A 23,204-nucleotide genomic window follows, 5' to 3' on the forward strand; every position below is an offset into this window, starting at 1 on the left:
CGAGGGGAAGGCGTCGGTGAGGATGGCGGCGGAGTTGGCAGTGAGCATGGATCCGCCGAACGCCTGCACCACACGCCACAGGATCAGCCACAGGGCTCCGGCTCCGGCCCGGAACGGGTCGAGGGAGAGCGCGACCGAGGCGCCGGCGAAGATGAGGAATCCGAGGTTGTAGATCCTGACTCGGCCGAACATGTCGCCGAGTCGGCCGAGGGCGACGACGAGCACGGCCGACACCAGCAGGTAGCCCAGGATCATCCACAGCAGATAGCCGATGTTTCCCGGCGCGAGCGGGTCGAGCCCGATGCCGCGGAAGATAGCGGGCAGCGAGATGATCACGATGGAGGCGTCCATCGTGGCGATCAGTACGCCGAGCGTGGTGTTGGACAGGGCAACCCACTTGTAGCCGGGGCCCGGGGATGGCGCTGCGGCGGGCGAGGCGCGTGCTGCCGTGGACGGAGCCGCAGACGTCACTGCGGAGGCGGTCCGCGTGCCCGCCGTCGTGCTGGGGACCGTGCGCGCTCACAGGCGTTCCGCCAGCCGGTCCAGCAGGGGAAGCGCGGCGGCGAGCGTGGCCCGTTCCTGTGGGGTGAACTCGTCGAGCACGTCGGCCAGGCGCTGAACGGATTCGGAGCGCCGTGCCGCGAGCATGGCGCGGCCGTCGTCGGTGACCGTCACGATGGAACGCCGTCCGTCGGTCGGGTCCGGGGTTCGCCGGAGCAACCCGCGCTGCTCCAGCACGGCGAGCGTGGTGGCCATGGCCTGGGGGCGCACGCGTTCGAGGTCGGCCAGTGACCCGGGCGAGGCCGGCCCGTCGGCGGCCAGCCGGGCCAGTACCGAGACGCCGGACAGCGACACGTCGCCCACGGCATGCGCCTGGCGGAGCCGCCGAGTGATCCGGGCCACCGCCAGTCGCAGGGCGGAGGCGAGTCCGGCGGCGCACTCCGAGGAGTAGGGGTGATCGTCGCCTGTGTCTGCGTCCACCTTCATGGTAGTAACGCTACGTTTATCAGTCTGGACTGTTCAATCAAATGTCAGTAATGATGAGCGTCGGGCCGCAGAGGTCGCGCCCCGACGTGCCTCAGGTCCGCCCCGACCTGCCTCAGGTCCGTTCGTCCGTGCTCCGCTCGGCCAGGGCCTCGTGCAGTACGTCCCGTGCCGCGTCCTGCGCCACGTCGCGGTCGTCGGGCACCAGCCCGATGCGGGTGCGCCGGTCGAGCAGGTCGGACTCGTCGAGCGCGCCCTCGTGGCGGGCCGCCCATAGCAGCTCGGCACGGGTGACGGGATGGCCCGGCAGTACGCGTTCGCGCAGGCGGGAGTCGTGCTCGCCGAGGGCGTGGACGGCCGGTGCCTCGATGCCGTATCGCTGGATCAGCCGCCCGGGTGCCCGCAGCGCGCCGAGCCTGTGCTGCGGTGCGGCGCCGACAAGGGGGACGGAAGTGGTACGGGACGGGCCCGCCCCGAGTCCGTGAGCGGCGACGGCGGCGTCGACGGCGTCCTCGGCCATCCGCCGGTAGGTGGTGAGCTTGCCGCCGATGACGGTGATCACGCCGTCCGGCGAGGTGAGGACCGCGTGCCGGCGGGAGACGTCGGCGGTCCGGGTGCCCGCGCCGGAGCCTCCCGCCGAAGTGTCCAGCAGGGGGCGCAGCCCCGCGAAGGCCCCCACGACGTCGTCGCGGTGGACGGGGACGTCCAGGGCGGAGCCCAGGACGTCGAGCAGGAAGCCGATGTCGGTCTCGGGTACCGCCGGCACGTCGGGGATCTCCCCGTCGACGGGCTCGTCGGTGAGCCCGACGTAGATCCGGCCGTCGCCCTGGGGCAGGACGAGGACGAAGCGGTTGGTCTCCCCGGGGATCGGGATGTGCAGGCCGGCCGGCATCGGGCCGAGGTACTCGGAGCGGAGCACGAGGTGAGTGCCGCGGGAGGGCCGCACTCGGATGCCGTCGACCAGGCCGCCGGCCCAGACGCCGGACGCATTGATCACCGTGCGGGCTCGGATGGTGCCCTCCTCGCCGGTGAGTTCGTCTCGGATCCGGGCCCCGGACGCGGTGAGGTGCAGCGCCCGCACCCGGGTCAGGATCCGTGCACCGTGCGCTGCGGCGGTGCGGGCGACGGCGGTCACCAGGCGGGCGTCGTCGGTGACCCGGCCGTCCCAGGACAGCAGCCCGCCGCGGAGCCCGGTGGTACGCAACGCGGGGGCGAGGTGCCGGGTTTCCACCGAGGACAGCCTGCGGGGTGCGGGCAGGGTGGCTCGGCCCGTACGGGCCGCCAGGCGCAGGGCGTCGCCGGCCCGGAAGCCGGCCCAGGACAGGGCGGCCTGGCCGCGGGAGACCAGGGGAGTGAGGGGGAGGACGAACGGCTGGGCGCGCACCAGGTGGGGTGCGGTGCGTTCCATGAGTACGCCGCGTTCGACCGCGCTCTCGTGGGCGACGTCGAACTGGCCGGAGGCGAGATAGCGCAGCCCGCCGTGGATGAGCTTGGAGCTCCAGCGGGAGGTGCCGAACGCCAGATCGTGCGCATCGATGGCGACGACCGTCAGCCCGCGGGCGGCGGCGTCCAGGGCGGCGCCGGCGCCGGTCGCGCCGAGGCCGACGACCAGGACGTCGGCGATCGGGCCGTCCGAGGTCTCGGCCAGCTCGCGGGCACGGCGGGCGGCGGACAGTGACGACGCCGGGGCGGGGGGCGTGGTGGAGGCCGGGCTGCCGGTGGGGCTCATGGGGTCAGGGTCCTCTCCAGAATGGTCCGCAGTTCCCCGAGGAAGGCCGCGGGGGTCAGGTCGGGATCGTCCTCGTCGGTCATGGTGCGCAGCGACAGGGTGAAGGACTGGACGAGCAGCAACAGGGACCGGGCCTGGCGCTCGGGGTGACCGGGCCGCACCGATCCGTCTGCGTGGCCTTCCCGTACGCCCTCGGCGATGAGCCCGAGGAGGGCTTCCTGGCTGGCCCCGCGACGGTCCAGCACGTAGGGGAGCAGCAGTTCGGGGTCGACGTCGATGATCTTGCGAAAGAGGGGATGGGCGCGGAAGGCCTTCACTCCGGCCACGAGTCCGTCGACGATCAGGGTCCGCGCCGTGGTCCCCGTCCGGTGCTCGGGCATCGCCCGGGTGGCCACGTCCACCCACTCCCGCGTCATCAGGTCGCCCACCAGGGAACGTACGTCGGGCCAGCGCCGGTAGAGGGTCATCCGGGAGACGCCCGCGCGGCGGGCCACGTCGGTCAGGGTGGTGCGCCGGACACCGACGGCCAGGACGCAGTCGCGTACTGCGTCGAGCACCGGATCGCTGTCCTCGCGGTTGTGACGAATAGGCGTCATGTGTAACAGTGTAACGCCCCTGCGAGGCAGCAGGAGACGGCATCCCTCGAAACAACCGGTGAGGACAACCGCCATGGACATACTGTGGAGTGGCTGGGGCGACCCGGCCAAGGCGGCACCGCTGCCCGACACCGTGATCTCGCTTTTGCGCGATCTGCTCGGGGTGAAACCGCAGGGCGGCGGACCGGTCGGTCTGACCGACATCGACGTGCCCGCCTCCCCGCTGGGCTCCGCGGCGCACCGGACCCTGCTCGCCGCCGTCGGCGGCGACGAGGCGCATGTGCTCACCGACGCGGAACCCCGCGTCCGGCACACCCGCGGCAAGTCCACCCCTGACCTCCTGCGCATCCGGGCCGGCGACGTCGAGGACATCCCCGCGGCCGTCGTGCTCCCGGCAAGCCATGACGAAGTGCTCGCCGTCCTCGGTGCGTGTGCCGAACACGGCCTGAGCGTCGTCCCGTTCGGCGGCGGCACCTCCGTCGTCGGCGGCCTCGCCCCCGAACAGCAGAGGCCCTTCGTCGCCCTGGACCTGCGCCGCATGAACGGCCTGCTCGCCCTCGACCCGGTTTCGCGCACCGCCACCCTGCAACCCGGACTGCGCGCCCCGGATGCCGAGGCCCTCCTGGTCGAACACGGTTTCACCCTCGGCCACTTCCCCCAGTCCTACGAATGGGCCACCATCGGTGGATTCGCCGCCGCACGCTCCAGCGGACAGGCGTCCGCCGGATACGGCCGCTTCGACGACATGGTCCTGGGCCTCACCCTCGCCACCCCCGAGGGCACCATCGACGTCGGCCGCGCCCCACGCTCGGCGGCCGGCCCCGACCTGCGCCAGCTCATCCTCGGCTCCGAAGGCGCGTTCGGGGTCATCACCTCGGTCACCCTGCGCCTGCGTCCCATCCCCGAAACCCGTGTCTACGAAGGCTGGCACTTCGCCTCGTTCGAGGAGGGGACCGCTGCCCTGCGCCGCCTCGCCCAGGACGGGCCCCGGCCGACGGTGCTCAGGCTCTCCGACGAGACCGAGACACTGATCGGCCTCGCCCAGCCCGATGCCATCGGCGGCTCCGGAGCGCAGCAGTCCGCCGGATGCCAGGCGATCGTCGGTTTCGAGGGCACCGCGGAGGACACCACCTATCGCCGGGAGCGGGCCGCAGCCGTACTGCGCGACTGCGGCGGCGAATACCTCGGCGCGGAGCCCGGGGAGAAGTGGGCCCACGGCCGTTACTCGGCCCCCTACCTGCGCGACTCCCTGCTGGACGCGGGAGCCTTCGCCGAGACGCTGGAGACCGCCACCTTCTGGTCCGGCGTGCCGGAGCTGTACACGTCCGTCCGCGACGCACTCACCACCGCACTCACCGAGGCCGGCACCCCGCCCCTCGTCATGTGCCACATCTCCCACGTCTACGAGAACGGAGCCTCGCTGTACTTCACCGTCGTCTCCGCGCAGGGCGACGATCCGGTGGCGCACTGGGCCCCGGCCAAGCGCGCCGCCAACCGGGCGATCCTCGCCGCGGGCGGCACGATCAGCCACCACCACGGCGTGGGCACCGACCACCGCGACTGGTACGTCCGCGAAGCGGGCCCGCTCGGCATCGAGGCCCTGCGGGCCGTGAAACGACGGCTGGACCCCACCGGACTGCTCAACCCCGGCGTGCTGCTGCCCACCGACTGACCCGAACCGCCCTCGCCCCTCCCGGCACGATCCCGTCCACCACCCAACCGTCACGGCCTCGGAGGCACCCCGATGCGACAGTTCACCGCCGTCGTCAACCCCACCGCGGGCGGATCCACCGGTGCGGCGGCCCTCCTGCGAGTGGCCCGAACGCTGCGGGAGGCGGGGGCCGAGCTGGAGACCGAGTACAGCCGCAGCCTTGTACACGCCCAGGAGCTCGCCCGCAGCGCCGGAGAGCGAGGGCGGGTGGTGCTCGCCGTCGGCGGAGACGGGATCGCCGGTGGCATCGGAGGAGCCCTCAGCGGCACCGGCTCGGTGCTGGGCCTGGTCCCGGCCGGCCGCGGCAACGACTTCGCCAGGGCACTGGGACTGCCCACCGACCCCGACGAACTGGCCCGGGTGCTGCTCCTCAACGAGCCGCGGCCGGTCGATACCATCGAGGTGGAGTCCGCCGTCCACCATCGCACCGTCGTACTCGGCAGCGTGTACGCCGGCGTCGACGCGCTCGCCAACCGCCACGCCAACAGTGCGAGACTGCTGCGTGGCGCCGCCTCCTACTACGCAGGCGGACTGCGGGCGGTCACCACCTGGCGTCCGGCGGACTACCGGGTCACCGTCGACGGCCAGGAACACGCGCACCGCGGATACACGGTGGTCGCGGCCAACTCCGGCTACTACGGCTCCGGTCGCCTCATCGCACCCGACGCCCGCGTGGACGACGGGCTGCTCGACGTTGTCATGATCCGCGAGGCCCCGCGTCGCCTGTTCTTCGCCATGATGAACGAACTCGAGACGGGCGCGCACGTCAGCCGGCCCGAAGTCCGGATCCTGCGGGGCCGGGAAATCCGTATCGAGGCCGACCGGGAAGTGCCCTACGGCGCCGACGGCGAAGTCGAAGCCGTCCTCCCCGTCACGGCGAGGGTGCTGCCCGGGGCGCTCAACGTCCTGTGTACAACGACCCGGGACTGAAGACCGGGCTTGCTCAACGGGCGCCAGTGGTTGGGGTGCTGCGTCTGTGGCCTGTCCCACGCCCCAGTTCTTGGGGAAGGTGAGTGGCGGTTGACTGCGCCTCGCATCGCCACTACTCTCCGCGCGGTCACGGATGTCGGGGGAGGTGTTCCGATTGGGTGAGGACCCTGTTCACGGCGTGGACGCTGACCGTCGCCGAGCCCCCTGGCGCGGGCGGCGGCCGGTGCGCGCGTAGATCCTGGGCATTCCGCCCAGTTCTGCGCGCACTTTGCCGGTGCCGAGGCATCGGACACGTTATAGGGCGCGCCCCGCCACGATGCTCGGGCGTGCGTCCTGATGGGTACGGAGAGTTCGACATGGCCGAGCAGCACAACCGAGACTCCTTCCCGGCCGTACCGTGAGCACCGCGCGATGCTGAAGGACCTCTTCGCCCGTGACTCGCGTACCGCCCCGTTGTTCACCCGGTGCCTTCGGGCTGCCTCTCCGAATCTGCTGTTGAGGGTGTTGCATGCCGACTGGACTCGCGTCACCGGCCTGCTCGGCGAGCGTCCCGCAGTTCTTGCGCGGCAGATCTTCGAGCAGCCCCAGCACGAACGGCCTTGCCCGACGGCGCGGTTCCACTCGGGCGAACCGGCCCGCCACGTCGGCCATCAGGCCCTCGCACAGCGACTGCAACCAGGCGGGATCCAGTCTCGGATCCCGCCAGGCGACAGGAACTCCGAGGCCGTCCCGAAGAACACCGACGACGAGGACGAACTGCTGGCGTTCTTCGACTTCCCCGCCGAGCACTGGATCCACCCGCAGACCACCAACCCCATCTGGGTGTTGTACTCCTGTCACCGCTTGGGGAGTTGCTCCCCCGGGCGGCGCTCGAAGCGGCCCACCCTGACTCCGAACCCCATTGACGACCGTGCGATCGCCCTGGATTCGAAGTGCTGGGCGGGCCGTCGGCGCGCCCCCGGGCGCCTGGCTTGAAGAGAGCCTGTCGAGTCGACCTTCGCGTCGGTGCGCCTGCGGACGAAAGTCACCAAGGGCGCCGGCCGCCGGGCCACCGGACTGGGCATGGTCTTCGAGCTGGTCGGTTCCGCCAGGCTCGCCGGCGAGCCGTGAACGCACCACACCTCGTCGCGCTCATCCGCGCCGAAGCCCGCTTCGTCACCGCCGCCGCCCCGGCCGTCTACTGGCTCGTGCTGTGCGGGCGTTCCTGGTCCAACCAGGCGTAACCAGCCGCCTGGTCAGGGCCGGCCGGCGGAGGTGAGACGGCACGCCCCGTGCGCACGGTGACCACCATCACGGCGAGGCCGAGCGCCACGACCGCGGCGCCCACGTACAGGGGCGCGGAGTAGCCCAGGCCGGCGCTGATCGCGAGGCCGCCGAGCCAGGCGCCCAGGGCGTTGCCGACGTTGGAGGCCGAGACGTTGGCGCTGGCGGCGAGCGGCGCGCCGCCGGCGGCGTCCGTGACGCGGGTGATCATGCCGGGGACGCTGGCGAACCCGAAGACGCCCATCAGGAAGACCAGGACCACCGACGCGACCCGCCCGTCGGCCAGCAGCCCGAACGCCGCGAGCGTGGCGGTGAGTCCCGCCAGAGACGCGATCAGCGTGCGGTCGCGGTCGCGGTCGGCCGCTCGGCCCCCGACGACGTTGCCGATCACCAGGCCGCTGCCGTAGACGATGAGCAGCCAGGCGACGTCGGTGCTGGAGAAGCCGGTGACCTCGGTGAAGGTGTACGCGATGTAGCTGAACGCCCCGAACATGCCGCCGTAGCCGAGGGCGGTGGCGGCGAGGGTCAGCCAGACCTGCCGGGAGCGGAAGGCGCGTAGCTGGGAGCGCAGGCCGGCCGCCCGGTGGGCCTCGTCCACGGCGCCCGCCCAGGCCGGAACCCACACGGCGATGGCGGCCACGGCCAGCACGCCGAACCCGGTGATTGCCCAGAACGTGGCGCGCCAGCCCCAGCGTTCGCCGACCAGGGCGCCGAACGGCACACCCAGCACGTTGGCGACCGTCAGCCCGGCGAACATCACGGCGACCGCGCGCGAGGCCCGCTCCGGCGGGACCATGCGGCGGGCGACGAGCGAGCCGATGCCGAAGAAAGAGCCGTGGCACAGGGCGGCGACGACGCGGCCGAGCAGCGCCACGGTGTAGGTGGGCGCGACGGCGGACAGCAGGTTGCCGAGGACGAACAACGCCACCAACCCGACGAGGACGGCCTTGCGGGGGATGCGGGTGGTGGCAGCGGTCAGCAGGATCGCACCGATCGCGACGCTCAGGGCATATCCCGAGATGAGCCACCCGGCTGCGGCCTCGGAGACGTCCAGGTCGCTGCTCACTTGGGGCAGCAGGCCCGCGATCACGAACTCGGTCAGGCCGATCCCGAAGCTGCCGAGCGCGAGCGCGACCAACCCGACGGGCATCCTCCGCGCGTCCCCGTCCCGTCGGATGTTCACGCAAACATCATAGAGGCTCGGCCGCCGTCGTCTGCTGATCGTCGTTGGTACTCCTGCGAACCGGTGGAGGGCATGGGCAGGTGCTGGGCGAGGATCAACCCCGGGTCGTGGCCCGGGTTCCGGGTCGGGGCGGCGAAGGCGTGGAAACCAGCAGTCCGCCGCGGGTCGTGGTGTCGAGTGCTTCGTGGAGCGATGTGAGCCGATGGCGGGCTTGCGCAGCCCGGAGACGATCGCGACGCGGGCCCTGATGGAGCGGCCGAGCCGGGCGACGGGACGACGAGCGTGTCCTTGGGCCGGAGGCAGCCGAGCGCGGCCCACAGCTCCTCGCGTTCGGCGCTCTTGCTGGACTTCTTCCTCATGTTCTTGAGCACGCCGTCTCGTTGACACCGATTTACGGCATGATCCAGCGCCGCTCGAGCCACGAGTGACGGCTTGCAGATCTTGCTCATCCGTCGGTCGATGGATCAACATGCACGGTGCCTGCTGTGCGCACCGTATGCCGTGGCCCTCCTGGATTCGGGGGCACAGGGTCTGTTCGAGGGTCTCTCTGCTCCGGAAGAGGAGGGCAGTCCAGCCCGCGGCGGGGTCGCTGCAGGCGTGTGGTCTGCGCCTGCGGCGGGTCGGGCGAGTGGTGCTCGGTTACGCCAGGAGACCTTGTCCTTGTTCGGGTGACTGGGGGGCAGCTCCCCGTGTCAGCAGCAGGAGAGCGTCGACCAGGTCGTCTGCTGGGCTGCCGGTCGCCAGGCGCCGGAGTTGCAGACCCATCACCACGGCAACTGTCGTGGCCGCCAGGCGTTCTGCGTCCGGGACGCCCAGGGCGGTGAGGATCTGGGTGGCGAGCCGGTCGTAGGCCGTGAACGCTTTCGATGCCGCCTCGCGCAGTCGTTCGTCGCGCCCGGCGTGCAGATACAGTTCGAAGGGCGCGAGGTGCGCGCTGTCGAGCGCTGTGCCGCAGGCTACTTGGCCGGCCAGGGACGCTGCGTCCTCTATGTCGAGGCCTTCGGTCTGGCACTGGTCGGCCAGCTCGGTGAAGTGCCGGGCCTCTTCGCGCACGAAGTGCAGCAGGCTCTCGCGCAGCAGATCGTGCTGGGTCTCGAAGTGGTACGTGACGGAGCCGAGTGAGACACCGGCTTCCTTGGCGATCCTTCGGTTGGTGAGCGCCGCGATCCCACCTTCGCCGATGATCTGCAGGACGGCTGCGATGATGCGCTGACGCGTCGGGGCGGAGAGGGCGGCCTTGGGCATGTCGCTCATTGTTCCACCGGAGCTGTCCGGCCTCTGACCGGGGCGGGGGAGCCGCGTTCTCATCAGCGTCGCACGGGCGGCGCAGGCCGAGTCAACGAGACGATCCCGGTTCGCTGCGATGTGGCGGTGGCGGTGGCGGGGGACTGTGCTGCGGTCGCTCTCCGGCTCACCTAGACGTCGCTGAATGGGCACCGGAATGACGTCCATGGGGTGCACCTGAAGGCGTAGGACGCCGCGGCACCGTCGGTGGGACTGACGCCCTCTCAACTTCTGTGCCGATTCGGACTCTTCGGTGAGACCACTGGTGGACAGGACCATCCGTCCTCCCTATTGTTCGTTCGAACGAACAGGACTGGAGGGTAGTCGTGCACATTGCTGGGGCAACCGTTCTGCTTACCGGAGTTACGGGCGGCATCGGCGGGTCGCTCGCCGACGAACTGTCGGCCCGGGGCGCGGACCTTGTTCTCACGGGTCGGCGCCGCGAGGCGCTGGAACCACTCGCCGAACGCCATGGTGCCCGGATCATCCTCGCCGATCTCGCTGATCCGGACGATGTGCTGCGCCTCGCTGCGGAGGCCGCCGGCACGCAGATCCTCATCGCCAACGCGGCCCTGCCCTCCAGCGGCGATGTGCTGGACTACACGCCGGAGCAGATCGATCGTGCGCTCGCGGTGAACCTGCGCGCACCTGCCATGCTTGCGCGCTTGCTCGCTCCGGAGATGGTGGCGGCGGCACGCGGGCACATCTGCTTCGTCGGGTCGCTGTCAGGGATGGCAGCCACCAAGTCGTCCTCCATGTACACCGCGACGAAGTTCGGGCTTCGGGGATTCTCGCTGTCCTTCCGCCAGGACCTGCATGCCACGGGCGTGGGGGTCTCGATCGTCCAGCCCGGTTTCGTACGCGACCTGGGGATGTTCGCAAAGACGGGTTCACCGACACCCGGTGGCGTACGCACCGTTTCGCCGGAGCGGGTCGTCAAGGGCGTGATGCGGGCGATCGAGCGCGATGTCGCCGAGATCAACGTCGCTCCGCTCGAACTGAGGCTCCTCACCAAGATCGCATCGCAGTTCCCGGGATTCTCGGAGCGAGTTCAGCGATTGGCGGGGGCAGAGCCGACCATGGGTGTGATCGTGGCGGCGCAGCGGTCGAGCCGCTGAGTCACCGGCAGCCCAATCAGAGCGATGTGCAGGCCGATTGCTGGGAAGGCCGCTCAGCAACTGCCTGGCACCTGCGGATGCCCGCCCGCACCGCGGTCGGCGCGCGAAAGCGCCGGTCATCGGGAGCGCCGGGCCGCGACCGTCGACCGGGAGTGATCGCGGCGGCGATCTCGAGCGTGAGACGGAGCGTGTTGCGGGCCCACTTGACGAGCATGCCGGTGCCGCCGTCCACCCAAATGAGGCGGAGCCTGCGGTACGCGGTGTGCACCGGCTCCAGCAGCCCCGCGGCCGCACCCGGCCGGTCGGGTGACCCGGCCCAGCAGATCAACGGTCGCGGCTGACGAGGTCGGCCCTCCGGGGTTGTCACACTGTGGCGGTCGCTCAATAAGTGCCATGAGCCCCTTGCATCAGGACATGATCGTCAGTGCTGACCCAACCCAACATACGGTTTGGGTCATGAATTTTTCCTTGTCTGCCCGTCCTTTGTCGCCTACGGCGGCAAACAAGATGACGCGTCCGCTGATCGGCCCCAGCTGGTTCGCGGCCGTGATGGGCACTGGCATCGTCGCCAACGCGGCGGCCACCTTGCCACGGAGCTTCCACGGGCTGCGGACCGCCGCCACGGTGGTCTGGCTGGGCGCCGCGCTACTGCTGATCCTGCTGGCTGTCCGTTACCTCCGGCAGCGGGCGCTGCGGCGACACGCCGCTGATCCGGTGATGGCCCAGTTCTTCGGCGCGCCGCCGATGGCGCTGCTCACGGTGGGCGCCGGGGCGCTGCTGCTCGGCCGCCGGATGATCGGGCTTGAGGCTGCGCTGGACGTGGACTGGGTGCTGTGGTCGCTCGGTACGGTACTCGGTCTTGCCACGGCGTGCGCGGTGCCTTATCTGATGGTCACTCGGCACCGCTTCGCGCCGGACGCGGCGTTCGGGGGCTGGTTGATGCCGGTGGTGCCGCCGATGGTGTCCGCCGCGACGGGCGCGCTGCTTGTCCCTTATGCGCCGGCCGGGCAGTTGCGGCTCGCCCTGCTGCTGGGCTGCTACGCGATGCTCGGGCTCGGCCTGGTCGCGGCGCTGCTGGTGCTGGCCATGCTCTACGGCCGGCTGGTGCACCACGACGCGCCCAGCGGGACGGTGGTGCCCACGGTGTGGATCGGCCTGGGGGCGCTGGGCCAGTCGGTGACGGCGCTCGGTGCGCTGGCCGCTGTGGCGCCGAGCGTGCTGCCCGCGCCGTACGCGCGTGGCACCGCGGTCTTCGCGCTGCTGGGCGGAATTGTGGTGTGGGGCTTCGCCATGCTGTGGCTGGCGCTCGCCGCAGGGCTGACCGCACGGACGATCCGGTCCGGGCTGCCCTTCGCGCCCACGTGGTGGTCCTTCATCTTCCCGGTCGGCGCCTGTGTGACGGCCACCGGCACCCTCGCGGCGCGGACCAGTTCGGAGCTGTTCATCTGGATGGCCGTCGTGCTCTTTGCGCTACTCGTCATCGCCTGGGTGGTGGTGGCCGGGTACTCCCTACGCCATGCCGCCAGGCACACGCGTCGCCGGCCCGTCGCCGGTCACGCGCGCCGGCGGCCCGTCGAGCCGGACCCGCGGCTCGACGTGGCAACCGTGCTCAGTGGCACCGTCCGCACCACCACCGACGGCCGCCCGATCTCCGAAGCCCGCGTCACCCTCCTCGACCCGGCGGGCGACGTCGTCGGCATCACACTCACCGCCGAGGACGGCTCCTATGCCTTCACCAATCTCGAAGGCGACCGCTACACCGTCGTAGCTGCGGGGTACCCGGCCCAAGCCACGCCCCTCACCCTCGATGCCACCCGCCAGGACGCCTTCGATCTGACGCTGGCACACGACGAGGGCTGAACAACTCCTTTCGCCGATGGGCCTGCTCAGTGCGTCGCACGAGCTCTATTCAATGGTGAAGCCGGTGGTGACCGCGTCCAGGTCGGCGGCCAGCCCCTCAGGGAAGCCAAGCAGACCGGCAGCCCTGCTGCCGCTGACCTCTTCGATCCAGGTGGGCGGCTCGTCGTCCTGGTGGTCGCCGTGCTCGTGGTACGACACGTGTGCTCCTGCGATGCCCGTCAATGGGCGGGTGTTGCCCCGGGCGGCGCCGCCCGGGGGCGTGGACGGGGGCGAGGCGGGTCAGTTGCGTCCGGCCATGACGCCGCCGTCGATGTCCCAGACGGCGCCGGTGACCCAGTCGGTCCGGTCCGACAGGAGGAAGGCGACGGTGGCGGCGACGTCGTCGGGGGTGCCGGTGCGGCCGAGGGGGTGGAAGGTGTTGAACCCGTCGAGGGCGGAGTCGATGTCCGCCTTGGGGATGAACTCCTCGTAGATGGGGGTGCGCACGACGGCGGGGGCGACCGCGTTGACGCGGATGCCGTGCGGAGCGAGTTCCATCGCCAGGTGCTGGGTGAGGGAGTGCAGGCCGGCCTTGGCCATCGAGTAGGCCGACGAGGGGGTGGCGGCGACGGCCTGGTGAGCCCACATGGAGCCAATGTTGACGATGGCTCCCTTGGTGCCGTGGTCGATCATGTTGGCGACGACGGTCTGGGTGAGGAAGAAGAAGGCCCGGTTGATGGTTTGGTAGCGGTCGTAGTCCTCGGACGTGTGCTCGAGGAAGGGCTTCGGGGCGAAGACGCCGGCCGCATTGACGAGGAGGGTGGCGTCGGCGTGTTCCTCGGTGAGGATGACGCCCAGGCGGTCGACGGCCGCGGGGCGCCGGACATCACCGTCGACGGCGCCGGTCTGCTCTGTGTCACCCTCCTGCTCCGCCTACGCAAGAACATCGACGGCGCTGAGCCCGGCATCGTCGTTCACGTCATCGCCACCGACTCGGCCGCCCCGCTCGACCTGTCCGCCTGGTGTCACATGACCGGCCATGATTACCTCGGACCCGTCGCTGACCACAAGCGATACGTCTACGCCCTCCGCCTCGCCGCCCAGTCGACGCCGACCCGACCCGATGCACCCTGGCACCGGCCCGAATCCGGCCCCTGACGCCTGAGTTCATTTGGGAAGCTTGGCCGTGTGCTCGGGCTGTGCGGCGGTGACGTACCGCGTGGCGGTCTGCATCGGTGATGCCGAACAGGCGCATGAGCCGGAGGGGGCGGCGCTCTGCGGCGCTTCGTTGAAGATGCGGTCCTGACCCAGACCGCTCAGGGTCAGCCCTCGGGCAGGGCTCCGCTCAGCAGGCCGGTGCTGACGGGCGGGTGGTCGGGATCCGCCACGGTCTTCTGGCAGACCAGCAAGTGCGGGTTGTCCGACGCCGGCCATCGCTGGTGGCGGTAGGTCGTCCGGTCGGCGGCGAGCTGGTGGGTGATGTCTTCCAGGTAGAGGGTGTGCCGCAGCAGGCCGCGACGTACTTCGAGGGTGCCGCGGGAGAGGTCGAGGCCCGTGGTGTGCAGGGTGCGGATCCCGCGGCCGGGCAGGGCGTAGACGGCGCTCAGGGTGATGACGAGGCGGCCGAGCGGTGTCCTGGCCTGGTCGAGGAGCCCCATCGGGAGGTCGGAGGGGATGGACTTACCCGTCGCGGGCGCAGCGGCAGCACCGGCCCCATGACTTACCACCACGCTCCGGACCGCAGCGATCTCGGACCTCGTGGACTCCAAGCCCTCGGATCAGGACGCGCGGTACTCGGTAAGCAGGCCTTAGCTGTGCGGTGGCAGAATTCCACGCGGAAGCCGCCTACCTTCGTGCAATGTCCTAATGTGACGCCGTTATGGCATATTCGAGTACTTTTTCAGCTCCCGCGATGTCATAGCCTCGGTGGTGCGACACGGTCGGATGCATTCGCCTCCCAGTGGATGCGAAGTGACAGCGAACTCCCTGTGCATGATGGGGGATGACCAGCCAGTCCGGCCGCGTCCGCCATCGGCAGTTCTGAGTGAGGAAAGAAGGCGATCCACACAGTGGCGTCGCAATCACGCGCCGGGGAGCCGGTGCTCCATGGGCTGGAATTCGGCCTCAATGAATGGCTCGTGGAGGAACAGCACGAGCGGTACCTGCACGATCCCGGTTCGGTCGACCAGACATGGAGGGAGTTCTTCGCCTCCCCGGCCTCCCCGGCCGTTCCGCAGGCGCGAAAGGCCACGGCGACTGCGCATGACAGCACGGACGAGGCGGCGATCAAGGCGGTCCGCGTTGCCGCGCTCATCCACGCGTATCGAGTGCGCGGGCACTTGGTGGCCGATACCGACCCGCTCACCACCGAGCCGGTGGCCGCACACCCGGAGCTCGACATCATGGCATTCGGGCTCCGAGAAGAGGACCTGGAAAGAGAGTTCGTCGTCGACGGGTTCGCCGGGCAGGTCACCATGACTCTTCACAACGTGCTGAATGTCCTGCAGGAATCCTATTGCCGGACCGTCGGCGCCGAGTACATGCATATCCAGAACTCCCAGGAACGTCGCTGGGTCCAGCAGCGGATCGAATCGCCTCAGCCCCGGCCGGACCGCGCCGAACAATTGCAGATTCTCTACCGGTTGGGCGCGGCAGAGGCCTTCGAGACGTTCCTGCAGACCAAGTACGTGGGCCAGAAGCGGTATTCGCTCGAAGGCGGCGAGTCGGCGATCGTGCTGCTCCATGGCCTGCTGCTCCGCTCCATAAGGCAAGGGGTGAGGGAAGCAGTCATCGGTATGGCGCACCGAGGCCGACTCAATGTTCTGGCCAACATCATCGGCAAGTCCTACGCAGAGATCTTCAATGAGTTCGAGGATGCGGTAGACGTTCGGTCAGTCCAGGGATCCGGCGATGTGAAGTACCACCTCGGCGCGGAAGGGACTTACCGTGCCATGGACGGCCGTACGATCGCCGTCTCCGTCGTGGCGAACCCCTCGCATCTGGAGATCGTGGGGCCGGTGGCCCAGGGAGTCGTGCGCGCCAAGCAGGACCGGGCCGCAGAAGGTGGCGAAGCCTTCCCTGTACTGCCGATCGTCGTCCACGGCGATGCCGCATTCGCCGGTCAAGGCGTGGTCTTTGAGACGCTGAACATGTCACAGCTGCCCGGCTACCGCACCGGCGGGACGGTTCACATCGTCATCAACAACCAGGTCGGCTTCACGACCTCGCCCGCCAACGGCCGTTCGAGCACATACGCCACCGATGTGGCAAGGACGGTCGAGGCCCCGATCTTCCACGTCAACGGAGACGACCCCGAGGCCGTCGCCCGGGTCGCGCGGCTGGCCTTCGACTATCGTCAGGCGTTCCACAAGGACGTCGTCGTCGATCTGATCTGCTACCGGCGCCACGGGCACAGTGAGGTCGATGATCCATCCATCACGCAGCCGGCGATGTACGACCGTATCGACGTCAGGGCTTCGGTGCGCAAGCTGTACGCCGAGGCGCTGGTCCGCCGAGGGGACATCGGCGAGCGGCAGGTGGAAGGCGCACTGCGGGACTACCAGGGGCACCTTGAGCGGGCCTTCGCCGAGACCCGGGCGTTGCTGGTGCCCGACTCCCCGAAGCCCGTCAATCCCATGGACGCCGAGGAGGGAGCCGCCCCTCAGGTGGCGACCGCGATCACGGAGCCGACCGCCCGGCACGTCATCGCTTCCCAGACCGCTCTGCCGCAAGGCTTCACCGTGCACTCGCGCGTTCTGCCGCAGCTCCAGAGGCGTACCACGATGCTGGATGCGGGAACGATCGACTGGGCTACCGCAGAGACTCTGGCCCTTGGCTCCCTGTTGCTGGACGGTGTTCCGGTGCGGCTGGCCGGGCAGGATTCCCGCCGCGGCACGTTCGGCCAACGACACGCTGTGCTCACCGACCGGCGCACCGGCGTGGAGCACACGCCGCTGAGCTCCCTCGGCCCGCAGGCCGCGGGCTTCGCACCCTACGACTCGATGTTGTCCGAACTGGCAGCGCTGGCCTTCGAGTACGGCTACTCGCTGGCGCGGCCCGATGCTCTGGTGCTGTGGGAGGCCCAGTTCGGCGACTTCGCCAACGGCGCCCAGACAGTCGTCGACGAGTACATCTCGTCATCCGAACAGAAATGGGGGCAGCGCTCCGGGGTGACGGTGTTGCTGCCGCACGGCTTGGAGGGGCAGGGGCCGGACCACTCCTCCGGCAGGATCGAGCGCTTCCTCCAGCTGTGCGCGCAGCGGAACATGACCGTCGCCATGCCCTCCCTGCCGGGCAACTACTTCCATCTGCTCAGGCAGCAAGCGCTCGACGAGCACAGCAGGCCACTGGTCGTCTTCACTCCGAAGTCGATGCTGCGGTCGAAGGCAGCCACCTCCACGCTGAAGGAGCTCACCACGGGCGCGTTCCGTACGGTCATACCGGATGAGACGGTGGACGCCGCCCGGATCAGGCGCGTGCTGGTGTGCTCGGGCAAGGTCTTCTACGACCTGGACACCTACCGGCGGAGCTCGGACCTGTCGGACACCGCGATCGTCCGCGTGGAGCGCCTCTACCCGTTCCCGGAGCAAGAACTCAGCGCGGAACTCGCGCGATTCCCTGCCAATGCCGGGGTGCGATGGGTGCAGGAGGAGCCAGAGAACCAAGGGGCATGGTCCTTCGTGGGGCCACAAGTGCACCGACTGACAAACCGTCCCGTTGGATGCGTCAGCCGACCGCAGGCCCCAGCCCCCGCCGTGGGCTCTGCCGGGCGGCATGCCGACGAGCAGAAGGATCTCGTGGCATCAGCCTTCCGCTGACCATGCCGCCTGCAACGGCGCGGAAGACAGCCTCCCACGCCCCACGGCGCGCGACCCGTTGTGCCGGACATCGCTCGGACCGGGCCGAGAGGTGTCCGGTCGCAGGGCGTGCGGTGTCCCGATCAACGCAGGCAGCGATGGACCGAACTGATGGCCCAGTTGTCACCAGGGTTGTTTGCTGTCGGCTGCTGCCTGTGGAGCGTTCCGGGCACTCTTGCTCTGGCAGGAAGTCGGGCAGCCTCCGGAGAAGCCCCGTGGCCCACCGCCCGGCCACCCGGAGTGCCGGGCGGCACACATCCCGCCGACGGATGTGGAACGTGCGCTCTGGGCCGGCCTGGGCCGGGAGGTATGAGAGCCGCACTGTTCCAACCACGGGGAAGAGCACACCGCAGCGTCTCGCCGTGGGCCGCCGCGCCCGGATACCGCCGGGCGGGCCTCATTCGTTGCCCGGGCCTCGCAGGTGCTCCATGCGCGAGAGCCAGGTGGTGAGCAGCGGTTCGAGTGCCGCGGCCTCGGCGGGTGTCAGCAGATCCAGTAGACGGCGCTCGTTTCGCATGTGATCGGTGAATGCCTGGTCGATCAGCTCGCGTCCGGGGCGGGTGAGGGCGACGATCCGTCCACGCTGGTCGTCGTCGGAACGCCGGCGGGTGACTAGTCCGGCCCGCTCCAGGCGGTCGATCCTCTTCGACATGGCACCGGTGGTGACCATGGTGTGTGCGGCGAGTTCACCGGGTGCCCGTTCGAAGGGCTCACCCGCGCGGCGCAGTGCGCACAGGACGTCGAACTCGCCCTCACTGAGTCCGTAGTGGCCGTAGACCAGACAAAGTTCTTCGGTGAGGCGACCCGCCAGGCGGTGGAGGCGGCCGATCACTGCCTGGGGGGTGATGTCGAGGTCGGGCCGCTCACGGCGCCAGTCGGCCTGGATGCCGGCCACGCGGTCCAGCGGTTGGCGATGTTCCATGACCGCAAGCGTATAGCTTCCAGGGAAGATATATTGCCTTCCATGGAAGCTAATTTGCGCTGGGTGGGACTGACCGCGGTCGCGCCGGTCGCCTGGGGGACCAACTACTTCGTCACGCACCAATTCCTCCCCGCCGACCACCCGCTGTACGGGGCCGCCTTTCGGGCGCTGCCCGCCGGCCTCGTCCTGCTGGCCCTGCGCAGGCAGTGTCCGCGCGGCGCGTGGTGGTGGCGGTCCGCGGTGCTCGGGCTCCTCAACATGAGCGTGTTCTTCGTCCTCGTCTACGTCGCTTCACAGCTGCTGCCGACGAGCGTTGCCTCGACTGTCATGGCCGTGTCCCCGCTGACGATGATGCTCATCGCCTGGCCCTTGGTGTCCGAGCGGCCCAGGGCCGCGCACCTGGTCGGCGCCGCGATCGGACTCGGCGGGGTGTGCCTCATGCTGCTCACAGGCCCGGGAGGAGTGGGCGTGCCAGGAGTGCTCGCCTCGGTCGCCGCCATGCTGGTGTCGTCCTTCGGACACCTGTTGGCCAAGCGGTGGGGCGCTGGAGTCGACATCCTCGCCTCGACGGCCTGGCAGCTCACCGCGGGAGGTCTCTTCCTGCTCCCGGTCGCCGCAGCCGCGGAGGGCGCGCCGCCCGAGCTCTCCATGCCCGCACTCCTCGCGTTCGGCTATGTCGCCGGGGTTGCCACCGCGCTGGCGTTCGTCGCCTGGTTCAGCGGCCTGCGGCACCTGCCGGCGGGGACGGTCGGTCTCATCGGACTTCTCAACCCCATGACGGGCGTCCTGCTCGGCACGGCGGTCGCCGGAGAGGCCCTCACGGTTCAGCAACTGTGCGGACTGGCCCTCGTCCTGGTGGGTGTCACACTCGGGCGGCCGAGGCGCGCGGCCCGACGGCACAGCAGCCGGACGGTTCCCCGGCCCGCACCCGAACAGCCGGCCCTGGCTGCTTGCGCCCGGCCCGGCCACGAGAGAGGAGGGGAGAGCAGCGGGTAGCACGCCAGTCCCGGGGGCAGGGGTCGGGGGTGACCGCGCGGGCAGTGGCGATGGGGCGGGCGGGGTCGGACAGAGGCGGCGGCCGTACTCACGGTAGGGCGATGAGTTCGTGGACGAGCACTGCGACCTGTTGTGTCTCGATGGGGAATCCGTCGTGGCCGTAGGCAGACTCGATCACCCGCAGCCGGTCGGCGGTGGGGATGAGCGTGGCCGGCTCGGCCTGTTGGGCGAGGGGGTAGAGGCGGTCGGAGTCGACGCCTGCCACCAGGGTGGGGGCCGCAATGCGGCTCAGGGCCGCTCGGATACCGCCGCGGGCGCGGGCCGATGTCGTGTGTGTTCATCGCCTCGGGGAGGGGCCCATTCCAGTGCGCGCATGCCGCCCATGGAGCCGCCAACGACCAGGGCCCAGCGGTCGAGGCCCGGCGCGTCGGCCACGTCCGCTTCCGCCGCGCCCTGGTGACGCCGTGTCAGCCGGGGGAAGGCGCCGCCCCATCGGCGTCCGTCGAGGCGCGGGGAGGAGGGGCCGGTGCTGCCCTGGCAGCCGCCCCGCACGTTCGAGGCGACGACGAACCAGGGGTCCGTGTCGAGGGCCAGGCCGGGCCCCACGAGGCCGTCCCACCAGCCCGGCGTGGGGTGCCCCGGCCCGGCGGGTCCCGCGACATGACTGTCACCGGTGAGTGCGTGCAGTACGAGCGCCACGTTGGAACGGTCCGCCGCGAGCCGCCCCACGGTCTCGAACTGCCAGGCGAACGCCTGGCAGTTCGGCCCCCGCCTCCAGCGGCAGCGGCCGCTCCAGGGCGTGCCACCGGCGCCGCCCGGGAGGGTCCCCCTCCTGCCAGGCCCTGGAGGCGGGCGGGAGAGGGGCCTCGGAGGCCAAAACGCTGCTCAGGATGTGCCCCTGGCCGCGCGGACCGCCCGCTCCAAGCGGGCGCTCCCGGAGGATCCGGCGGGCCGACGGGACTGATCGGACGATCCTCGCAGCCGTCAGTGCGCCGAGCGTGAGGACAGCGTCTTGTTGAAGTGCGTGACCGGGCGTTCGAGGCGTTCGCCGTCCACGATGATGTCGACCGCCTCGTTGTAGAAGGCGAGCAGCCCCTTGACGGCGGCCACCGCGGGCAGCGGGACGGGGTAGCTCCACACGACGTTGGGCGCAACGTCCGCCTCGCCGTGCCAGGACCAGTACTCGGCGGTGCCCTTGTAGGGGCATCCGGTGTGGTGGTCGGTGGGGGTGAGCAGGTCGAGGCGGACGTCCTCACGGGGGATGTAGTAGCGGGTGGGCAGGCCGGTCTCGAAGAGCAGCACCGGACGGTGGGTGTCGGCGACGACGGTGCCGGCGATCTCCACCTGGACGTGGCGGCTGCTGGGCAGGGCGTCAACCCGTTTGTGCGGGTCGCGGGGGTGGATGAAGATCTCCTCGTCCTCCTCGTACCAGTGGTCGAGGCCCTTGCCGGTGCGCTGGAACCATTCGAAGGCGATGTGGTCGGCGAGGTCGTGTGCGGGGAACGTCCAGGCCGCGTTCTCCAGCAGCTCGTCGGCGACCTCCAGGTCGTGGAAGACACGCGAGCCGGTGTGCGTGCCGGTCGGCGGGTTCTTCGCCGGGCGGAGCAGGTCCTCGCGGACCTCCTCGCGCGGGAACGCGTACAGCGGCACGGGCACGCCGGGCTCCCACACCAGGACGGGGTGCCGGCTGTCGACGACCGTCACGTCGCCCTTGCGGCCGCGGACCCAGCGTTCGCTGGGCTCCCAGAGAAGGCCTTCGGGGGTGCTGCGCAGGGACTCGGCGGTGCTGAGTGTGTTCATTGGCGGTTCTCTCCTTCCACATGTAGAGGACTCTCTGTCCTTCAGGGGGCGACTTCGGCGACGTACGGACGTCCCTCGCGTCAGGCGGCGAGTTGGTCGGGGCGGCCGAACACCCTCAGATACTCCTCGACGTTCCCGTTGGCCCGTTCCCACACCGAGACCGGCTCGAAATCGGAGCCGTGGGGGTCGGCGAAGGCGGCCGAGGGTTCGACGACCGTGTCGAGTGCCGGGTGGACGAAGACGGCTGAGGAGCGGCGGGTCACCGAGCCGCCGGCGACCAGACGGTGGCGTCCGGGGCGCAGGCGCCCGTCGGTCCAGTTGGTCAGCAGCGTGCCGGTGAACACCTGGAGAGCGTCCGGCCTGATGGGTACGGGGGTCCAGGTGCCGCCGGGCGCTGGCCCTGCAGTCCGGCGTAGTCGCCGCGTTGATGGAGCACGGTGAGGGCGGAGCTGTCGGCGTGCTCCAGCAGCAGTTTGTCCTCCGTGGGCGTATCGCCGTCGTGCGGCCACTTGGGGTAGTTGTTGACCACGACCGTCGTGTACACGTCGTTACCGAGCGGGAAGGTGTCCGCCGGAACGCCGAGCACGCGCGCGTAGCAGGGCGAGCACGCGTCGGGCGACTTCGACGAATGCGTCGTGGTAGCGGCGGGTCGCAGCGCGCAGGCCGGGTTCCTGCTCGGGCCAGACGTTGGGGTGCTCGAAGTCTGCTGATCACCGGCGCGGTCGGCGCCATCGGGGGCCACGCGGGCGAGCCGGCACCGGCACGGCCTGAAGTTCACCGCCCGCGCATCCTCCGGCGACGAGGACCTCATCTGTCATCTGCTGTACCGGATCTCGCCGCTGAGGTGACCAGAGGCAGTTGCACCGCCATCGGCCCGTTGTGCTTCGACTACGGCGCGAGCGCCTCGGACACCGAATCCTTCGTGCCCGCGCCGGTCGTCCGGAAACTGGCCCGGAAGGCACCAGGTGTCACACCCAGGTGTCGCACGAACGCTCTACGGAGCGACTCGGGTGAGCCGAATCCTGTGCGTTGCGCTACTACCGGCATGGGGTCCTCACCCGTCTCCAGCATCACCTGGGCAGCTTCCAGCCTGACCTGTTCCACATAGCGGGCCGGAGTGGTTCCTACCTCTTCGTAGAAGAGCCGGGTCACGTGACGGATGCTGACGCCTGCCCTGCGGGCCATGGTCGGCAGCGTGTGGTGGGCCCCGGGGTTCTCGGCGACCGCGTCCAGGACCCCGCGGAGCATCTCGTGCCGGGTGTGGGGGGCCCGGGAGCGGACACTGAACTGGGACTGGCCACCTGGCCGCTGCATGAAGACGACCATGTCCTTGGCAACCGCACGAGCGACCTCAGCACCGTAGTGATCTTCGACGAGCGCCAAGGACAGGTCGATACCGGCGCTGACACCTGCCGATGTCATCATGTGCCCGTCCCGCACGAAGATGTCGTCCGGTTCGACCTGCACGGACGGGAAACGCAGGGCCAGCTGCCGTGAGTGCCGCCAGTGCGTCGTGGCGCGACGGCCATCCATAAGTCCTGCCGCGGCCAGCAGAAACGCTCCCGTGCACACCGATGCCGTACAGCGGGCCTTCTCATTGAGCTGCCGGACAACATCCAAGAGTGCGTCGTCCTTGATCAGGGTTTCCCACTCCGGGCCGCCCGGGATCACCAGAACGTCGCACGGCTCACGTACATCATCGACGGAAAGGTCGGCGCTGAGGCGGGTCCCGGCGGAGGTGATCACCTCTGCGCCGTCCTTGGACGCAATCTGCACCCGATAGTGCCCGCCGAACTCGTTCGCCGACGCGAACACCTCGATGGGACCCGTCACATCGAGCAGCCGCACCCCAGGGAAGACGAACACCGTCACGGTGAGCGAGGCCGTTTTGGAGTGCTGGCGATTCATTGGATGCCTCTCGGTCGTGCGCGATCCGGACACTGGATCGATGGGATGCCGGCGACAGCATGTTCACCGGTGCGTCGCCGTTCGG

The 23,204-nt window shown here is 70.0% G+C and carries 20 protein-coding genes and 5 pseudogenes; 9 read left to right on the top strand and 16 right to left on the bottom strand.

Features of this window, described 5'->3' with window-relative positions:
- The 4 genes and pseudogenes from OG390_RS48260 to OG390_RS48275 form a co-directional block, all read right to left on the bottom strand.
- A pseudogene (locus tag OG390_RS48260) lies at positions 1–351 on the bottom strand (MFS transporter); the annotation flags it as partial.
- A gap of 168 nt (positions 352–519) precedes the next feature.
- Positions 520–987 (bottom strand): MarR family winged helix-turn-helix transcriptional regulator, encoded by a 468-nt coding sequence (locus OG390_RS48265; RefSeq protein ID WP_406177002.1) that lies wholly within the window; start codon positions 985–987, stop codon positions 520–522.
- Positions 988–1,099: 112 nt separating this feature from the next.
- Complete coding sequence (locus tag OG390_RS48270; RefSeq protein WP_406177003.1) at positions 1,100–2,713, bottom strand: glycerol-3-phosphate dehydrogenase/oxidase; 1,614 nt, start codon at positions 2,711–2,713, stop codon at positions 1,100–1,102.
- Positions 2,710–3,309 carry a TetR/AcrR family transcriptional regulator gene (locus OG390_RS48275; protein ID WP_406177005.1) on the bottom strand — a complete coding sequence of 200 codons (600 nt, stop codon included), beginning with the start codon at positions 3,307–3,309 and terminating at the stop codon, positions 2,710–2,712. The genes OG390_RS48270 and OG390_RS48275 overlap by 4 nt, the downstream gene beginning before the upstream one ends.
- A 73-nt stretch (positions 3,310–3,382) precedes the next feature.
- Between OG390_RS48275 and OG390_RS48280 the strand changes: the two genes are divergently transcribed.
- A complete protein-coding gene (locus OG390_RS48280; protein WP_406177006.1) occupies positions 3,383–4,981 on the top strand; it encodes an FAD-binding oxidoreductase in 1,599 nt (532 codons plus the stop codon).
- 72 nt (positions 4,982–5,053) lie between these two features.
- Positions 5,054–5,950, top strand: coding sequence for a YegS/Rv2252/BmrU family lipid kinase (locus OG390_RS48285; RefSeq protein WP_406177008.1), 897 nt, complete (start codon positions 5,054–5,056; stop codon positions 5,948–5,950).
- A gap of 497 nt (positions 5,951–6,447) precedes the next feature.
- Here OG390_RS48285 and OG390_RS48290 read toward each other — a convergent pair.
- Positions 6,448–6,601: pseudogene (locus tag OG390_RS48290) on the bottom strand (IS701 family transposase); the annotation flags it as partial.
- Between the two features lie 330 nt (positions 6,602–6,931).
- Between OG390_RS48290 and OG390_RS48295 the strand changes: the two are divergent.
- Positions 6,932–7,173: pseudogene (locus OG390_RS48295) on the top strand (hypothetical protein); the annotation flags it as partial.
- On the opposite strand, the gene OG390_RS48300 reads toward OG390_RS48295, so the two are convergent.
- Positions 7,128–8,363, bottom strand: coding sequence for an MFS transporter (locus OG390_RS48300; protein ID WP_406178305.1), 1,236 nt, complete (start codon positions 8,361–8,363; stop codon positions 7,128–7,130). The pseudogene OG390_RS48295 and the gene OG390_RS48300 sit on opposite strands and share 46 nt — an antisense overlap.
- Positions 8,364–9,035: 672 nt before the next feature.
- Positions 9,036–9,641 (bottom strand): TetR/AcrR family transcriptional regulator, encoded by a 606-nt coding sequence (locus tag OG390_RS48305; RefSeq protein ID WP_406178307.1) that lies wholly within the window; start codon positions 9,639–9,641, stop codon positions 9,036–9,038.
- Between the two features lie 365 nt (positions 9,642–10,006).
- On the opposite strand from OG390_RS48305, the gene OG390_RS48310 reads away from it, so the two are divergent.
- Together OG390_RS48310 and OG390_RS48315 are read left to right on the top strand one after the other, a co-directional pair.
- Positions 10,007–10,798 carry an SDR family NAD(P)-dependent oxidoreductase gene (locus OG390_RS48310; RefSeq protein WP_406177010.1) on the top strand — a complete coding sequence of 264 codons (792 nt, stop codon included), beginning with the start codon at positions 10,007–10,009 and terminating at the stop codon, positions 10,796–10,798.
- A gap of 507 nt (positions 10,799–11,305) precedes the next feature.
- Positions 11,306–12,658: a carboxypeptidase regulatory-like domain-containing protein gene (locus OG390_RS48315; RefSeq protein ID WP_406177011.1), complete on the top strand. Its 1,353-nt coding sequence runs from the start codon at positions 11,306–11,308 to the stop codon at positions 12,656–12,658.
- A gap of 45 nt (positions 12,659–12,703) precedes the next feature.
- Here the strand turns inward: OG390_RS48315 and OG390_RS48320 are convergent, their stop codons facing one another.
- Together OG390_RS48320 and OG390_RS48325 are read right to left on the bottom strand one after the other, a co-directional pair.
- A complete protein-coding gene (locus OG390_RS48320) occupies positions 12,704–12,856 on the bottom strand; it encodes a hypothetical protein (RefSeq protein ID WP_406177013.1) in 153 nt (50 codons plus the stop codon).
- A gap of 81 nt (positions 12,857–12,937) precedes the next feature.
- Positions 12,938–13,537, bottom strand: a pseudogene (locus OG390_RS48325) (SDR family NAD(P)-dependent oxidoreductase); the annotation flags it as partial.
- On the opposite strand from OG390_RS48325, the gene OG390_RS48330 reads away from it, so the two are divergent.
- The gene (locus tag OG390_RS48330) at positions 13,469–13,795 is read left to right on the top strand and encodes a sulfurtransferase TusA family protein (RefSeq protein WP_406178309.1); all 327 of its coding nucleotides are present in this window, start codon (positions 13,469–13,471) and stop codon (positions 13,793–13,795) included. The pseudogene OG390_RS48325 and the gene OG390_RS48330 sit on opposite strands and share 69 nt — an antisense overlap.
- A 164-nt stretch (positions 13,796–13,959) precedes the next feature.
- Here the strand turns inward: OG390_RS48330 and OG390_RS48335 are convergent, their stop codons facing one another.
- Entirely contained in the window at positions 13,960–14,367 is a 408-nt protein-coding gene (locus tag OG390_RS48335; protein ID WP_406177015.1) for a hypothetical protein, read from the bottom strand.
- A gap of 339 nt (positions 14,368–14,706) precedes the next feature.
- Here OG390_RS48335 and OG390_RS48340 point away from each other — a divergent pair, with 339 nt between their 5' ends.
- Both OG390_RS48340 and OG390_RS48345 read left to right on the top strand, forming a co-directional pair.
- The gene (locus OG390_RS48340) at positions 14,707–17,454 is read left to right on the top strand and encodes a multifunctional oxoglutarate decarboxylase/oxoglutarate dehydrogenase thiamine pyrophosphate-binding subunit/dihydrolipoyllysine-residue succinyltransferase subunit (RefSeq protein ID WP_406177016.1); all 2,748 of its coding nucleotides are present in this window, start codon (positions 14,707–14,709) and stop codon (positions 17,452–17,454) included.
- A gap of 175 nt (positions 17,455–17,629) precedes the next feature.
- Entirely contained in the window at positions 17,630–17,806 is a 177-nt protein-coding gene (locus OG390_RS48345) for a DUF6059 family protein (protein ID WP_406177018.1), read from the top strand.
- Between the two features lie 84 nt (positions 17,807–17,890).
- Here the strand turns inward: OG390_RS48345 and OG390_RS48350 are convergent, their stop codons facing one another.
- A complete protein-coding gene (locus tag OG390_RS48350; protein WP_406177020.1) occupies positions 17,891–18,415 on the bottom strand; it encodes a MarR family winged helix-turn-helix transcriptional regulator in 525 nt (174 codons plus the stop codon).
- A gap of 42 nt (positions 18,416–18,457) precedes the next feature.
- Here OG390_RS48350 and OG390_RS48355 point away from each other — a divergent pair, with 42 nt between their 5' ends.
- Entirely contained in the window at positions 18,458–19,411 is a 954-nt protein-coding gene (locus OG390_RS48355; protein WP_406177021.1) for an EamA family transporter, read from the top strand.
- A gap of 88 nt (positions 19,412–19,499) precedes the next feature.
- Here the strand turns inward: OG390_RS48355 and OG390_RS48360 are convergent.
- The 5 genes and pseudogenes from OG390_RS48360 to OG390_RS48380 all read right to left on the bottom strand — a co-directional run bounded on the left by OG390_RS48360 (position 19,500) and on the right by OG390_RS48380 (position 23,119).
- Positions 19,500–20,300, bottom strand: a pseudogene (locus tag OG390_RS48360) (hypothetical protein).
- Between the two features lie 95 nt (positions 20,301–20,395).
- Positions 20,396–21,211 carry a DUF427 domain-containing protein gene (locus OG390_RS48365; RefSeq protein WP_406177023.1) on the bottom strand — a complete coding sequence of 272 codons (816 nt, stop codon included), beginning with the start codon at positions 21,209–21,211 and terminating at the stop codon, positions 20,396–20,398.
- An 80-nt stretch (positions 21,212–21,291) separates the two neighbouring features.
- Positions 21,292–21,555: a hypothetical protein gene (locus OG390_RS48370; RefSeq protein ID WP_406177024.1), complete on the bottom strand. Its 264-nt coding sequence runs from the start codon at positions 21,553–21,555 to the stop codon at positions 21,292–21,294.
- Positions 21,534–21,797: a hypothetical protein gene (locus OG390_RS48375; protein ID WP_406177025.1), complete on the bottom strand. Its 264-nt coding sequence runs from the start codon at positions 21,795–21,797 to the stop codon at positions 21,534–21,536. Before OG390_RS48375 ends, OG390_RS48370 begins: the two co-directional genes overlap by 22 nt.
- A gap of 302 nt (positions 21,798–22,099) precedes the next feature.
- A complete protein-coding gene (locus OG390_RS48380; RefSeq protein WP_406177027.1) occupies positions 22,100–23,119 on the bottom strand; it encodes a GlxA family transcriptional regulator in 1,020 nt (339 codons plus the stop codon).
- Positions 23,120–23,204: the final 85 nt, after the last annotated feature.

The organism is Streptomyces sp. NBC_00996, assembly GCF_045162675.1.
GTDB lineage: Bacteria > Actinomycetota > Actinomycetes > Streptomycetales > Streptomycetaceae > Streptomyces.